This window comes from Schaedlerella arabinosiphila, assembly GCF_003885045.1.
Classification (GTDB): Bacteria; Bacillota; Clostridia; order Lachnospirales; family Lachnospiraceae; genus Schaedlerella; species Schaedlerella arabinosiphila.
This window is the reverse complement of sequence record NZ_RHJS01000002.1, coordinates 5,974,387-5,988,947: the sequence shown is the minus strand read 5'-3', so window position 1 is coordinate 5,988,947 and position 14,561 is coordinate 5,974,387. Positions and strand designations below refer to the sequence as shown.

Sequence of the window (14,561 nt, the reverse complement as noted above, 5' to 3'; positions counted from 1 at the left end):
TCATAACAGCGCAGGTGTTAATTTGTCCTCAAGAAAGTTTAAAGAAATCATAAAGAATCTCCTGAATATTTATTTTTCATAGCTTCATTCAATCCTACTAAACGACAACCTCTAAAATCTTTTTTCCTTTGTACATACTTTCCGTCACTCCAGTTTGCTTATACTTATTAAAATTAAATGTCAAAAGATACCCTTTATCCTGATGATATTGTTCCAGATATCCTGCAAGCTGCGTTTGTCCGTCATGATGATATTTTTTTCCTCTCCATAATTTCAATTCAATTATAAACTGCTTTCCTCTGTAATCCACAATCACATCTGTCCTTGATTTGTCGCGTGTCTGTGTCTCAATATAATAATTACCTGCCCCGTTGATGATCGGACGAAGATACATCAGAAAAATCCTTCTGCCTTCCGCTTCTACAAATTTTTCATCCGCATCTGAAAAAACAGTTTCAAAATATTCGTAAAATTTTTTCATGACCAGATCCATCCGCAGCATTCCCTGAACAATAAATTGGTTTTTCACAATATCGGGCTGATTTTCATAAACATTCTCTTCCTCTGAAAGGAAAAAATTGTACAGCTTTGTTTCAAAGATCCGATTTGATACACAAACAGCCTGATTCTGTTCTTTCAAAAAACCGAACATAATTCCTAATTGCGTCACCTGTGCATTCGCCTCATAGGTATAACGCCTGCCCTGAAACAGGATATTTTTCAGCATTTGACTCAGTTTCGGATACTCCTGCAGATGCTTAATCATATCGTCAAATAATGTATTTGGTTCTCTCAAAAGGATACGGATTGCTTCAAGTATGCCCTCTTTCGTCCATATGTCTTTCTTATCTCGACAGAACTGGCTTCCGGCAATTCTTTCGTCTAACAGCTGACATATCCTGGATACCAGATATGGGTAACCAGAAGTATATTCATAAATCAGACTGCTCATTTCGATGATATCCATTCCCGTGTGATAATCTTCCTCATACATCTCCAGCATGGACGCAATCTCTTTTGCTGTAAAACTCATATCCACTAAAAAGTCTGCCGCAATATTCCAAGGACTGTTGTTTTTTATTTCCTCCCCAGGGTGTAGTTTTATTTTTAAATTCTTGATATCATAAACTCCGGCCAAAATCACTGATTTAAATGTATGGTCTTTCCCTGCAAGCTGTTTCTGATATTTTTCCCGCAAAATACCCAAAAATGATAAAAAAATCTGGTTATCAGAGCTCTTATCTACTTCATCAATCATCAAGATAATTTCTTTGGAACATTCGCTGCATAAACGGCTGATTTTATTTCCAAGTGTCCTCATGGGAAATCTTTCTGAAACGGGGCTGTTCCATTCATTCAGTATCTCCATCGGGATATTCTGACGCATCAAAGAATCTCCGATGTCCATCACGAGCCCTTCTGCAAGATTCAAAGAAGACTTGAAATACTCATCAGCAGATTCAAAGCTTAGATTCAGGACAATATATGTTTCTCGTAATTTTTCTTCCAGAAGATAGAGTGTCGTAGTCTTGCCATACTGTCTTGCCTGGTTAATCGTAAAATAGCTTCCCTGCTGAATATATTCTTCAATGATCGTGTTTATTTTCTCCGTAGTATCTACCATATAATGCCTGTCTCTGACACAATTTCCTGTTACGTGAAATCTTTTCATATCACATTGCCTCCTTATGCAGCAAACAAGTCTGTGGTCTGCTATGCTTCAGCTTAAACCCAATCCCCCATACGGTCTGTATGTATTCCTCATCCGGATCTGCCTTGGCCAGCTTTTTACGGATGTTGCTGACATGGACATTGACGGTATTGTCCTCGCCGTAATAGCCGCCCTTCCAGACCTGCTCGTACAGATTTTCCCGGGAATATACTTTGTCCGGATTCCGGATGAGCAGAAGCAGAATATCAAATTCATGGCCGGTCAGGGGGATCTCCCTCCCCTTTACCATAACCTGGCGTGCCTCCGGGTAAACGGTCAAGTTCCTGACGGTATACGCCTGCGTTTCCTTTCCGGCCGCCCCATCCTGCCGTGTTCTCCCGCACCGGCGGAGCAGGGCGCAGACCCTCGCCGCGACCTCCTCCGGTTCAAATGGCTTGGTGAGGTAATCATCGGCCCCCTCCAGGAGCAGCCCCACCCGGTCCTCAAGGCTTCCTTTTGCGGAGAGGATGAGCACAGGCATGGAAAGGTTCTGTTCCTTACGGATATTGTCCAAAAGCTCCTCCCCGGTCATCCCCGGCAGCATCAGATCCAGAATAATCAAGTCATAGCTGCCCGTCCCAAGCAGCAGCCTGGCCTCCGTCCCCGAAAATGCCTGCTCCGGGCAATATCCGCTTTTCTTTAAAATCCGGCAGAGCAGACGGTTGATGTCCGCGTCGTCTTCTACTATTAAAATGCGGGGAATTTCGTTGGTATCCTGCATTGTCGTCTCCTCCTGGTCTCGCAAAATCGAATCCTTGGCTGTGATCCTGTATTTCTGTTAATATACCGCAATTCAGAGGATTTTACAAGGTACGCCGCTTGTTTTACATAATCATGTGATGAAGCCACATAAATACTTCTGCGAGAATGCTCCGGAGTATCATGTTGCCTGTGCGGGCTCCCTGCTGGGAATCGCATTGTCCAAGCCTTCCTCTTTTCCGGTAGGCAAGGTAAATTTCATGCAGATCGACCCCATGACTTTCACCGAATTTCTGATAGCAAACGGGGATGAAAATCTTGCTGCTTTTCTGGGTACAGTGGATACTATGGAGCCATTGCCGGATGCATTTTTTAACCCCCTGTGTGAAAAATTAAAGATGTATTATGTTACCGGATGTATGCCGGAATCCGTACTGATGTGGACAGAAGCGCGCGATGTGAATGCGATGCAGGATGCATTGTCTGATATCCTTGGTGCCTATGAACGGGATTTTGCAAAACACCCTGATGTCAGAGAATTCCCCAAAATTTCCATGATCTGGAAGTCAATTCCCTCCCAGCTTGCCAGAGAAAACAAGAAATTCATCTATAAGGCAGTAAAAGAAGGGGCGCGGGCAAGGGAATATGAGGACGCACTGCAATGGCTGGCAGATGCCAGGCTGGTGCATAAAATATACCGCAGCAGCGCACCGGGACTTCCGGTCTCCGCTTATGACGACCTGGCGGCTTTTAAAATCTATCTTGTAGACGTGGGGCTTCTCCGCCGTCTGTCAATGCTGGCCCCGACTGCTTTTGGCGAAGGAAACCGTTTGTTCACGGAATTTAAAGGTGCGTTGACCGAAAACTATGTGCTCCAGACGCTGATCACCCAGTTTGAAGTCGTTCCCAGATACTGGAGCCAAAGCAATCCTCCGTATGAAGTCGATTTTCTGATCCAACGTGAAAATGACATCTTCCCTGTGGAAGTAAAATCCGAGAGGAATACGGCAGGCAGGATCTTTGCCGTCACCTCCGGATCCCAGTAAAAAACGCCGCACTCCTCCTGCCCATCCTGCAGATTCCCTCCTGTTTTATACTGTCGTCCTGCCACGCAGTGCATCATCCTGCCGCCAGGTACTTTATTCATGGATGTATTTCTTCCGCAAATGGATATATCCGCCTGCTGCCCCGAACATAATATCGGCAAAATGCTCATGCATATGCTTCCAGTATATTGATCAGTGCGCTTGCACTGCTGCTGTGGGAACGCTCCAGAACCGCGTTGCTATGCTCCGATTCCGCGAGCGCACAGCGCACCATCTTATGAGATGCCGTAGCAGTAAACAGAATCATCAGATCCGGATTGCCGATCTTATGGTTCAGATCTGTTTTCATCTTTGTAAAAACCTTTACTTTACAGTGGTATCTTCTGCAGATTTCTTTATATTTTGACTCCATACGTTCATGCCCGCCTATGATTACAACACTCATTTTTTACTCCTTTCTTTTTGTTAGCCAAAACTAACTTCATCTTTCCGAAAAAGGATGCCCGAAAAATATCTATCCAAAATATTTGATAGAAAACAGTCATTTTCTGACATCCTTCTGACTTGCATAATGAATCCTATAACTGTGCGTTACCTCAAACGCACCTATGTTAGTTATTCCTAACTCCCTTTTTACAATACCACTTGTTTACACTTCTGTCAATCACTTCCGTAAAAAATCCCCGCTACTTCTCCCACTCCATATCCTCAAATCTGATCAGCAGCACATCCCCCCGCTTGTCCGCCAGCTCCCGGCATCCGTCCGTAAACCCGCTTTTCGAAAACAGGATCAGTACATTTTTTTTATAGTGAAACAGCGTACTCTGGTGCTGCAGTTCTTTGAGCTCCGCCTCAGAGGTCAGCTCATTTCTCCACTTGCACTCCCCAAAGATCGCTTCTCCTTCCTCATTATCCGCAAGAATGTCGATCTCTGTCTGCCGCTTTTCTACAGGGTCATTGCCCCACCAGCGGCCCATATCCGTAAACTCAACGGGCAGTTTTCCTTTTAAATTCTCCTGCCAGAGATACTGCTTGCAGATCTCTTCGAACACGAATCCCATATAGGCAGGAATCTGCTTCTCCACCCGCTGGTAAACCCGGTCTCCCGCCCCCTGCCCGATGAGAGACAGATTCGCGGGCACAAAGCGATACCAAAACTGGAACATACTGTCCGACAGCTTATAGATTGTCTTCCTGGAGTGCTCCATCTTATATGGAAATTCCTTCTCAATGATGCCCAGCGACATCAATTTGGAAATGTAATTGCTGGTCGCCCCCGTGTCGTTCAGCCCGGATGCCCCGGATATCTCGCTGATCTTGCTGGAACCCGTGGCAATGGCTTTGATGACCGCATTGTACTGCATCGGCTCCCGGCACTCCTGCTTGATCAGGTTTCCCGGCTCCTCAAACAGATAGGCCGACGTGTCGAAAAAATTGTCCCTGATATTGTCTTCCATGGACTTTCTGTCATCGAGCTTGGACATATACAGCGGAATCCCCCCTGTGACCCCGTAAGCCAGCGCAAGCTCCTGTCTGTCAAAATGCCGGTAATACCTGCTGCATTCGGCAAATGTGAAGGGCCGGATCTTCATCTGCGCGGTCCTTCTCCCATAGAGCGGACTCTGATATCCCAGCACTTGATTTTCCATAAAGGAAAGCGATGAGCCGCAGAGAATCAGCATCAATTTGGATTCCAGAAACTTGTGGTCGATAAACGATGCCAGCAAGGAAGAAATTCCCCCATAGCAATTGGCCAGATATGGGTATTCGTCAATCACAAGTATCAAACGCTCTTCCTTTGACATCCGGTAGATCAGCTCCAACGCTTCATGAAAATCCCGGAATACCGACCCCACCTCCGTCCCCGTGAATACAGACAGGATGCTGGCGCTCAGGATCTCCAGATTCTGCTTCTCATTGGAATCGATCCCTGGATAAAAAACCGCCTTCTTGTCCTTGATAAACTCACTGATCAGGGTCGTCTTGCCGACCCGCCTTCTTCCGTATATTACAACAAATTCAAATACATCGCTTCGATATAGCTTCTCCAGCGTTTTCGTTTCCCGTTCTCTTCCGATAAACATCCCGTCACCTCACATTTCGCATAATACTTAATTACAATTTACTTAATCGTAAATAAGTAAAATATAATTAAGTTTATTATGATATATGATATGACAAAAGTCAAGAAAATATGAAATTTTTATTGACATTTTTTATATCTGAAAGTAAACTCGACTTAGTGTATTCTTGTTTTTTAACAGGTATGGAATCCAACAGAGCTGCGTGTCAGAGATTCCGGCTTTTTGAAATTCGCAGCAGGCCCTTAAAAAGGAGGAAGAAATGAGTAAAAAAAGGTATATTGGTATCATTGTCATTCTGGCCGGTTTCATGTGCGCCGGTTCTCTGTTCACTGTAAGCCGTCTTTCGGCTGCAAAGCATCAGCAGGCTTCAAACAGTAATATCACATACGATACGTTTGTTGACGCAGACCAGACAGATATGACGGAAAAAGACAAAGATGAATATCGCAAAATCGAGTTGGAAACGAGGCTGCAGGAGACAATCGGAATGATCGCAGAAGGCAGTGATCCGCTGGTCACGATTGACCATTTTGATGCTGCTGATTCTGAGGAATCGGCTGTTTCCGTAACCTTATGCGCCGATCCGAAGAGCCCCATTTCCGAAGAACAGTTGGAAGGAATTGAAAGACTCGTGTCAAAAAGTGTCAGCGGGATTCCCAGCGTTAGCATTACTGTCACTGACAAAGGCACAGAAAATTAACTTCATGCTTCCTTATATTTTTCATAGATCAATCTCGCCTGCTCTGCCAAAGCATGTCTCAGGGAGACAGGCGAAAGGATCTCTACCTGCGTTCCAAACGACAGCAGAAAGCCGGTCAGCCAAGCATCCTCCGGCATTTTGGCGGACACGATCAGATCACCGCTCTCCTTCCGCTGTATATCATTTTCATCAAACTCATCATAGACGCGGTATGCCATTTCTTTCGGGAACCGCAGCGTAATCTGGTTGTATTCTCCCTCGGCGCTGTCGATCGATTTTGGGTACTCCCGATGTTCGAAGCATTCGTCTAAAATTTCCAAATCAAAAATTCGGCTTAATTTGAATACCCGCCAATCCTGTTTTTCTGTGCAAAATGCTTTCAAATACCATGCTTTTGATTTATAGGCAAGCTTACACGGCTGCACGATCCTTTCTCCGGCCGCCCCGCTGGAGCCCGCGTAATGTATTTTAACGGATTTTCGATGGATGACCGCCGATTTCAGCAGTTCAAATTTTTTATTATCAAATCCCTTATTTCCCCATCTGGAAAAATCCACTTCCAGCCAGTTCTCTGAATCAAGATGAAACACCGCGGAAAGCTTCTGCAATGTCTGGCTGCCGCCCATATCCTGGGCGGTATTCATGCTTTGCAGGGCTGTCAGGATTTCCTGCTTTTCCTCTTCCGACAGCATGGCTTTATCCAGAACAAACTCATTCAGCAAATGAATCCCGCCGTTTCTGCCTGTTTCCGTATAAATAGGGATGCCTGCCCCGCTCAAGGCATCAATGTCTCTGTAAATGGTTCTGACCGATACCTCAAACTTTTCTGCCAGTTCCGGGGCCGTCGCCTGTCCCCTGTCAAGCAGATGATACACAATCTTGAATAACCTGCTTTCCTGCATCCGCGTTTCCTCCTCATAGCACAGCGTCTCCTCCTCATAGCACAGCGTTTCCTTACCTCTGGTCCTTCGGCAGCCTGTACTGGTATTCGGTGATCTGTTTCAGTCCGTCCCCGAGAACCCGGTTTCCCAGATACCGGACGCCTCCGTCCTCCAGAATCCGCATGGTCAGAATATGGCTGATCACACAGTCTTCCCCCATGGCCTGGCAGACTGCGTCAATCGAGACTTCCAGCGTACCGTCCGGGTTTTCTTTGATCTCCCGCACCTCCGGGATCGAACTGCTGAACCGGTTGGCCGCATAAGTCACCGGCCCTAAGTGTTCCCACCCGTAAGTCTGTTTCTCTGCATCAAATACCGCATACCCGGCCAGATCTTTTGCACTTACAGGCAGATATTCCGTGATCAGATTTTCAAATTCTTCTTTGGGAATCCCGCCGGCATATGCTTCCTCTGCCATTGCTTCCTGATTTTTCAAAACATATAAATACTCGTAGAGTCCGTTGTAGTCCAGCTCTTCCAGGTGATCGCCGTCCCAGTCCGACCGAAGCAGGTTGTTGCCCATATAGCCGATGGGGAGCAGGTATGTCTCAGCCATTTTTATATATTCTTCTGGCATGGGTCTGACCCGGAGCAGGTTGTTGCCGTTGGCGATCTCAGTCACCTCCGGAAATTCCGGCAAACAGTATTCGTAGGAAAACCATCCTTTTTCCGTATATTTCCACTCTTTAATCCTGTGGAGCGAGTGGTTTGAGATAACGGGACTGTTCTCCGCGTTCCATGCCGCTGCAGTGTCGGTCACATACATGTCCGTGCCGTCAAACAGGAAATGACTCCTGTTGAGCCCTCCGCCGGCGTTGATCCTGTAGAGGGTCAGTTCACCTTCTGTTCCGTCCAGGCAGTTTTCCAAAAATGCTTCCATTTTCTCATCATTTCCCATAATATAATGAAAACCCGAAGCAGTCACCGGCCAGCCTGTCTCCTGCAGCGCTTCGTACATTTCAAAAATCACTTCCCGATCCGGCATGGGGTTGAGCGCATCGCCCTTGTCTGCTTCTGCATAAATGGCGCGGATCGTTTCCATGGCCTTTCTGCAGTCCGCTTCCGCCTCCTCCTTTGCAGATTGGGAGATCGGTAGGTCGTACCCCTTGTCCGCGTCCTGCCGGCTGCCAGCGTCTGCGTCCGCTTCGGATTCCATCGCAGAAGATTTCCCGGAACCGCCGCTGTTTTTCGGTTCTTCCTGTGTGGATGCGCTGCAGCCTGACACAGTCAACATCAAGATCATAAAACCTGCGGAAAGTCGTTTTTTAATTCTCTCCATAAAATTCCTCCCACTGCTCTTTCGTCAGCCGTTCCCTGCGCCATACAGGGTCAAAGTTATCCTGGGACGGGATCACCCGGTTGGATACATATTGAAACCTTTCCCCTTCCAACGGGCGGATGACCACCTCATGGGAAAATGCTTTGGAAGTGTTGTTTCTCATATAGACCGCATTGACAGTCAGGGTGAACGTTCCGTCTGAATTTTTTCTGCAGCCTGTCACCTCCGGATACGGCACGTCTGCGGACTCTGCCTCGTGAAGCCCCCTGGGCTTATATTCATAGACGCCTTCCTCCGGAAAATAAACAGCCTTCGAGCGAAGCGTCTCCCGGTCGATGTGCAGATACGTCCGTATCACCTGTTCAAATTCCTCCCCGGGAATCCGATACACCGCGCCCACGCCCAGGTTTTCGTCCATCCTGTAGGGAACCGCCTCCCCCCAGACCAGGAGATAAAGTTTGTCAAACAAATCATACACATCCAGTTGGCCTATGTCCTGTTCATTCCAATCCGTAAGGAACAGGTTGTTCAGGCCGTAGCCTACAGGCAGGATATACTTCCGGTTCATCTGTCTGTATTCTTCGTCCAGCGGCTCCACGCGCAGCGCGGTGCATGCCGTCACGTCATTTACCGCATAGATATAATACTCCTGTGAGAAATAGCTGCCGCAAAACAGAAGATAACCTTCCTCCGTGTATTCCCAGAAATCTGCCGGATAGGTGCAGGTGTTTTTCTGCTTCAGCTCTCCGTCCTCGAAGTGATAATAGCTCCGGGTAACCGAAAGCTCTCCTGCGTCCGCCTGGAGATCGTATTGGGTCAGCCCTCCGCTGTATTCAACCGAAAAAATCGTCAGTTCCGCCTGTTTTCCCGCCTTCGCCTGCCTGCAGAAATCCACGGCCCGATCCCCATTGACCATATTGACCTGGTTCTGGCAGTCCACCGCCGGATAACCGCTCTCTCCGATCCGTTCCACCAGACGGGCCGCCGTTTCCAGGGTGTCTGTGGTATCCGTCCTGACCGCCTCCTCAAAAATGCCGCGGTAGGATTCGGAAAGGATGGACGGAATGGGGGAAAGGTTATTTTGGGGGTGCTGGTTTTGTCGATTTTGTTTATTTTCCGCAGCACGGATTTCCCGGGCAGGAGAAGATTCCTGCGGAGCGCTGCGGGAATAGGCGCTGCATCCGGTTATTATGAGGAATGTGAGCATCATCGCAAGTGGGAGCTGGTATCGCTTTTTATGATACATCTTGTCTTCTTCCTTTATGTACTACATTTGTAAGATATAAGGTAATACTACACCTGCGCAGGTGAAAAGTCAAGATTGTTTCGCGTCCTTACCTGATATGAACCGGCTATACCATTAAAAAAAAATGTTCCTATTCAGCAGAATTTTTTCCTTGACATTTCCTGCTCCGGCATATACACTGATTTTATTGAATTGCCTATGTTCAATATGACAGACGGGACATGGTCACAGGGAGAAGCTTTCACAATTCTTGATCGGGTTTTCTTGCCCGAGATAATCTTAAGATCCATTTCCTAAGTAGATCTTCCCAGAGTTCGGGAGTATTTCAATGGAAAAGTCAGCCAAAGTACAAACATTAGCCAGCAATATTATTACTCAAAAAAATTGGTAAACATCATTGTCTGTCGGTTCATTTTTTGCTATAGTTAAGACAACAATATGCTGAAAATTGATTCCATAGGGCGTGGAAAATCTACTGGCAGCAGATTTTCCGCAAGGCTTCTCCTCTATGTTTACGGAAAGGACGTGCATGGAGAAAAATAAAAACAAGTACATGGAAATGCCTGCCGCTTCGGAGCAGGCAGCAGATGTGGCTCATCAGCCGGAGGATGCGGCAATGAAAACTGTCATGCAGTTTTTTGCAGACGAGCTGCTCCCTTATCTGGGGATCAAGGGGGAGGTTATCCGGATTGCCCCTACGGAATTGGTTTATCTTGAAGTAAAGAAGCTGTTTGAGGATTTTAACCTGGAAATGAAGGACGGCTCATGGCTGCATTTTGAATTTCAAAGTTCGAATGAAGGGCTAAAGTCTTTGAAACGTTTCCGCACATATGAAGCCCTGACCAGTTATCTCCACGATGTCAGCGTAACAACCTATGTGTTATATTCAGGCAACATCCGGCATCCGATGACAAAATTCAGGGAGGGGCTCAACACCTACAGAGTACGCCCCATTACGATGAAGTCCAAAAATGCGGATAAAGTGTTGGAAAAGCTTGAGAAAAAGATCAAAAGCGGCCGTCACGTCACGAAATCGGATCTTATCCCTTTGATTTTAACACCCTTGATGGATGGGCAATCCAGCCTGATGGAACGTTTCCGGGCTGCGTTTTGTACAATCAAACAGTGTAAATCATTAACATCAAAAGAAACGCAGAAAATGGAAGCGGTGGTATATGCAATGGCGGAAAAATTTTTAGACGAGTTTGATCTGAATCAGCTGAGAAAGGAGGTACGTATGACAAGAATAGGGAAAATGATGTTAGAAGAAGGTGAAAATCGGGTCAGCCAGTTAATTCAGCAATTGATACAGGCAAATCGAATGGATGATATACGCAAAGCAACAAGCGATAAAAAATATCGTGAAAAGCTGTACAAAGAATTTCATCTGTAACCACATCTTCCAAAACCGCAGATCTGCCGGGAAATAGACTGATCGTCAGATTCATCTATTTCCCGGCGCCGCCTGAATGTATCAGATAGAGTGTGTTCCTAAGTAATCTGAATTTTCATCCGCCTTAAAGTAAAGCTGCATCGCCCCATACTCGCCCAATTCCATAGTATTGAAGCAGATAACTCATATTCTGTTCTGTTTTTGCGCCGTAATACAAATGCAGCAAAAAGCCAAGCGGATGGATGCCGATTTGATAGGTCGTATGCTTTGTCTGTATTGTAATTATTTTCATGAGCCCGTTCCTCCTTGCCCGCGAAACGTTTATTTTCCTCCGGTCATTGCCACGCCTTCGATGAACTGTCTCTGGAAGATCAGGTACAGCACGACCATCGGCAGCATTGCCAGAAGGGAGCCTGCCATCAGCACCGGATAGTTGGTGCTGAACTGTCCGTTCAGGCTGGAAAGCCCGGCAGACAATGTGGTGGCATTGATATCTGTATTTACGATCAGCGGCCACTTGCAAATGCGTATCCTGCCATGGAGCAGAAAGCCACCGCGCAGACTACACGGACAACGATCATCAGGATCGTATTGATATACAGCTTTCCAAAGGGCAGAAGGTCTGTAACTTTTGCAAATGAATCCATATTCCAGTTCGACGGCAGAATCGTCGGCGGAATCAGAATCAGACTTTTATCGACCTGTGTATCTACCAGTTCGGATATGCGCAAAATGACCCGCTGTCTTCCTATGGGCCGCATATCCGTTCCCATTATCTGTTCCATTATGTAATCTCAGGCTGCGGCACTCTGCAGGCTACGGACGAGAACGGCGCGGACCATACGTATCATATCCGCAGCAACCAGGGATTCCTCATTGTGCCCGGGCAGATTACCACCTATACCGCCGATAAAGAGCATCCCTGGGAATATACCTGGATTGAATTTGACGGAATGCACGCGAAGGAAGCGCTCATGCTTTCCGGGCTTTCGATCAATAATCCGGTGTACCGCTCCTCGGAAAAGATTTATTCCGCCAAGCTGAAGGAATCCATGCTTTATATCGCGCACCATCCTACGGAAATGCCTTTTAACCTGCTGTCGCACCTGTACATGTTCATAGACTGCCTGATGCGTTCATCCGCATCCAAAACCACACCCTCCAGCAGCGGCATGAGTACCTATTATCTGGAATGGGCATTCAGCTATATTGCCCAGAATTTTCAAAATAATATTACCATTGCGGGAATTGCGGAATCCCGTAAAATCCACCAGAACTACCTCTGCAAGATTTTCCGGGAGCATGTGGGTGTCAGTCCCCAGGATTTTTTGATCACTTACCGGATGAACAAGGCGGAGCAGCTTCCTGAAAGCTGACCGGGAATAGGTTACTCTGACGGCCTGCCGTCAAGCTGATTCATTCCCGATCATTTATGAAATTCTGCCCATCAAAGAAAGGAGGCAAACACAGCCGCCCCTGCGACGGTGCAGAGCCCGCTGACCACGATCGCCAGGCTGCTCATGGCTCCTTCGATCTTTCCCATTTCCATGGCCTTCGCCGTGCCTACCGCGTGGGATGCGGTTCCGATGGCGAGACCTTTGGAGATGGCATGTTTGATTCCGAAAACCCTGCACAATGTCTCCGCGGCCATATTTCCGAATACGCCTGTAATGATGATCACGGCGGTAGTGATTACCACATATCCGCCCAGTTCCTCCGATACGCCCATCCCAATGGCTGTGGTGATGGACTTAGGCAGCAGCGTCACATATTCTTCGTGGGTCAGCCGGAAAATAAATGCCAGTGCCAGGACCGATACCAGGCTTGTCAGTACGCCGGATAGTATGCCGATGCATATAGCCGCTCCGTGTTTTTTCAGAAGCTCGATCTGCTGGTACAGCGGAATTGCAAGGCTGACGGTGGCTGGGGTGAGCAGGTAGCTGAGATACTTTGCGCTGCTGTTATAGGCTTCATAATCAATTTTGAACAGGGCAAGAAATGCGACCACCAGCACGATGGCGATCAGCAGGGGATTCAGGATGGGCAGCTTCCATTTCTTTTTTACCGCCGTTCCAACCGAATAGCCTGCCAGGCTGATGACGACTCCCAGTGTTGCCGATTCCAGAAAAAATCCATTCATTTTTTATTTCCCTTCCTTGTATCTACGGTTCCTTATGTTTCAGCATAAAATCTGTGACTTTACCGGTTGCAAACATGACAAGGCATGTGGTAACGGGAATGATCACGCACAGCGGAGCCAGCATCCCGCGCATCTGCTCCCAGGAAACCAGAAGCCCTGCTGCCGGCGGAATGAACATCAGCGGCATAATCTCGATCAAAAATTCGCCAGCATCCTTCACCTGATCCAGCCTGATCACCTTGAAAAACAGTAAGCCGAACAACAGTACAAGTCCGTATATACTGGCCGGGATCGGAAGCGGAATGAGATACTTCAAAAGCTCGCCTGCGCAGGTCACCGACAGGATGATTCCAAATTGTCTGATATATTTCATATAAATTCCTTTCTTTTTGTAAAAGCAATGACGGCACAGTTGGAATCCGATTCCAAACATGCCGCCATCATACCACAAGATATGCCTTTTTTCAATGTTTCGCCGCAAATTCGCTGTGCAGGTCGAATGCATGAGTTACAGTTCACGGCCGGTTAGGCCGTGAATGTAATATGCATGGTCCATGGGGCCTCTCCCTGCTCCCAGATCCAGCATGGCCGCAAGCGCCCCGGAAATGTAACGTTTGGCGTTCCTTACCGATTCTTCCATGCCCTGCCCCTTTGCAAGATTCGAGGCAATGGCGCTGGACAGGGTGCACCCTGTTCCGTGGGTATTGGGGTTTATGATGCGTTCTCCCAAAATCCATGTACCGCTTCCGTCCGCGTACAGCAGGTCGTTTGCATCATTGATATTGTGTCCGCCTTTGCACAGCACCGCGCACCCGTATGTGCCGCTGATCTTTTTCGCGGCTTCTTCCATTTCCTTTTCATTGCGGATGGTCATACCGGACAAAATCTCTGCCTCCGGGATATTGGGCGTCACCACCTCCGCAAGAGGCATCAGCCATTTTTCCAGCGCCTCCACCGCATCCTCCTTGATCAGCCTGGAACCGCTGGTGGACACCATGACCGGGTCCAGTACGATATGCTCTGCTTCATATGCTTTCAGCCGATCCGCAATGATTTCCACCAGGCCGAAGGAGGATACCATGCCGATCTTGACCGCATCCGGGCGGATATCCTCAAATACCGCGTCGATCTGTTTTTTCAGAAATTCCGGAGACACCTCCATGATTCCTGTTACGCCTGTGGTATTCTGCGCCACCAGCGCAGTGACCACACTCATGGCAAATACACCGTTTAAGGTCATTGTTTTCAAATCCGCCTGGATACCGGCGCCTCCGGTTGGGTCGGTTCCGGCGATTGATAATGCTGTATTCATCCGTTTTCTC

14 protein-coding genes and 2 pseudogenes are annotated in these 14,561 nt (G+C 47.5%); 4 read left to right on the top strand and 12 right to left on the bottom strand.

Annotated elements, in window-relative coordinates; translation table 11 throughout:
• Window positions 1-97 precede the first annotated feature (97 nt).
• Window positions 98-1,672 (bottom strand): AAA-like domain-containing protein, encoded by a 1,575-nt coding sequence (locus EBB54_RS28130; RefSeq protein ID WP_125130036.1) that lies wholly within the window; start codon window positions 1,670-1,672, stop codon window positions 98-100.
• Window position 1,673: 1 nt separating this feature from the next.
• The gene (locus EBB54_RS28125) at window positions 1,674-2,432 is read right to left on the bottom strand and encodes a response regulator transcription factor (protein WP_125130034.1); all 759 of its coding nucleotides are present in this window, start codon (window positions 2,430-2,432) and stop codon (window positions 1,674-1,676) included.
• Between the two features lie 115 nt (window positions 2,433-2,547).
• On the opposite strand from EBB54_RS28125, the pseudogene EBB54_RS28120 reads away from it, so the two are divergent.
• Window positions 2,548-3,426 (top strand): annotated as a pseudogene (locus EBB54_RS28120) (ATP-binding protein); the annotation flags it as partial.
• Between the two features lie 196 nt (window positions 3,427-3,622).
• Here the strand turns inward: EBB54_RS28120 and EBB54_RS28115 are convergent.
• Complete coding sequence (locus EBB54_RS28115; RefSeq protein ID WP_004080367.1) at window positions 3,623-3,901, bottom strand: DUF2325 domain-containing protein; 279 nt, start codon at window positions 3,899-3,901, stop codon at window positions 3,623-3,625.
• Between the two features lie 241 nt (window positions 3,902-4,142).
• A complete protein-coding gene (locus EBB54_RS28110) occupies window positions 4,143-5,540 on the bottom strand; it encodes an ATP-binding protein (RefSeq protein ID WP_125130032.1) in 1,398 nt (465 codons plus the stop codon).
• Window positions 5,541-5,799: 259 nt separating this feature from the next.
• Here EBB54_RS28110 and EBB54_RS28105 point away from each other — a divergent pair, with 259 nt between their 5' ends.
• Window positions 5,800-6,240, top strand: a complete 441-nt coding sequence (locus tag EBB54_RS28105; protein WP_125130030.1) for a hypothetical protein — start codon at window positions 5,800-5,802, stop codon at window positions 6,238-6,240.
• Window positions 6,241-6,242: 2 nt separating this feature from the next.
• Here EBB54_RS28105 and EBB54_RS28100 read toward each other — a convergent pair whose 3' ends face one another.
• From EBB54_RS28100 to EBB54_RS28090, 3 genes are read right to left on the bottom strand one after another with little or no spacing between them, the layout of a single operon-like run.
• Window positions 6,243-7,142, bottom strand: a complete 900-nt coding sequence (locus EBB54_RS28100) for a helix-turn-helix transcriptional regulator (RefSeq protein WP_125130028.1) — start codon at window positions 7,140-7,142, stop codon at window positions 6,243-6,245.
• A gap of 52 nt (window positions 7,143-7,194) precedes the next feature.
• Entirely contained in the window at window positions 7,195-8,460 is a 1,266-nt protein-coding gene (locus EBB54_RS28095; RefSeq protein ID WP_125130026.1) for a DUF6070 family protein, read from the bottom strand.
• On the bottom strand, window positions 8,447-9,706 hold the full coding sequence (locus tag EBB54_RS28090) for a DUF6070 family protein (protein WP_125130024.1): 1,260 nt from the start codon (window positions 9,704-9,706) through the stop codon (window positions 8,447-8,449). The genes EBB54_RS28095 and EBB54_RS28090 overlap by 14 nt, the downstream gene beginning before the upstream one ends.
• Before the next feature lie 529 nt (window positions 9,707-10,235).
• Between EBB54_RS28090 and EBB54_RS28085 the strand changes: the two genes are divergently transcribed.
• The gene (locus EBB54_RS28085) at window positions 10,236-11,099 is read left to right on the top strand and encodes a hypothetical protein (protein ID WP_125130022.1); all 864 of its coding nucleotides are present in this window, start codon (window positions 10,236-10,238) and stop codon (window positions 11,097-11,099) included.
• 124 nt (window positions 11,100-11,223) lie between these two features.
• On the opposite strand, the gene EBB54_RS30295 is transcribed toward EBB54_RS28085, so the two are convergent.
• Together EBB54_RS30295 and EBB54_RS32400 are read right to left on the bottom strand one after the other, a co-directional pair.
• The gene (locus EBB54_RS30295; protein ID WP_154677816.1) at window positions 11,224-11,391 is read right to left on the bottom strand and encodes a hypothetical protein; all 168 of its coding nucleotides are present in this window, start codon (window positions 11,389-11,391) and stop codon (window positions 11,224-11,226) included.
• Window positions 11,392-11,420: 29 nt separating this feature from the next.
• Window positions 11,421-11,785, bottom strand: a pseudogene (locus EBB54_RS32400) (hypothetical protein); the annotation flags it as partial.
• Here EBB54_RS32400 and EBB54_RS28075 point away from each other — a divergent pair.
• Window positions 11,741-12,475, top strand: a complete 735-nt coding sequence (locus EBB54_RS28075; RefSeq protein ID WP_334295307.1) for an AraC family transcriptional regulator — start codon at window positions 11,741-11,743, stop codon at window positions 12,473-12,475. The pseudogene EBB54_RS32400 and the gene EBB54_RS28075 sit on opposite strands and share 45 nt — an antisense overlap.
• Before the next feature lie 71 nt (window positions 12,476-12,546).
• On the opposite strand, the gene EBB54_RS28070 is transcribed toward EBB54_RS28075, so the two are convergent.
• The 3 genes from EBB54_RS28070 to thiD form a co-directional block, all read right to left on the bottom strand.
• Entirely contained in the window at window positions 12,547-13,239 is a 693-nt protein-coding gene (locus tag EBB54_RS28070; protein WP_004080329.1) for an LrgB family protein, read from the bottom strand.
• Window positions 13,240-13,261: 22 nt separating this feature from the next.
• Window positions 13,262-13,612, bottom strand: coding sequence for a CidA/LrgA family protein (locus EBB54_RS28065; RefSeq protein ID WP_125130020.1), 351 nt, complete (start codon window positions 13,610-13,612; stop codon window positions 13,262-13,264).
• A gap of 135 nt (window positions 13,613-13,747) precedes the next feature.
• The gene (gene thiD, locus EBB54_RS28060) at window positions 13,748-14,551 is read right to left on the bottom strand and encodes a bifunctional hydroxymethylpyrimidine kinase/phosphomethylpyrimidine kinase (RefSeq protein ID WP_125130018.1); all 804 of its coding nucleotides are present in this window, start codon (window positions 14,549-14,551) and stop codon (window positions 13,748-13,750) included.
• Window positions 14,552-14,561 lie beyond the last annotated feature (10 nt).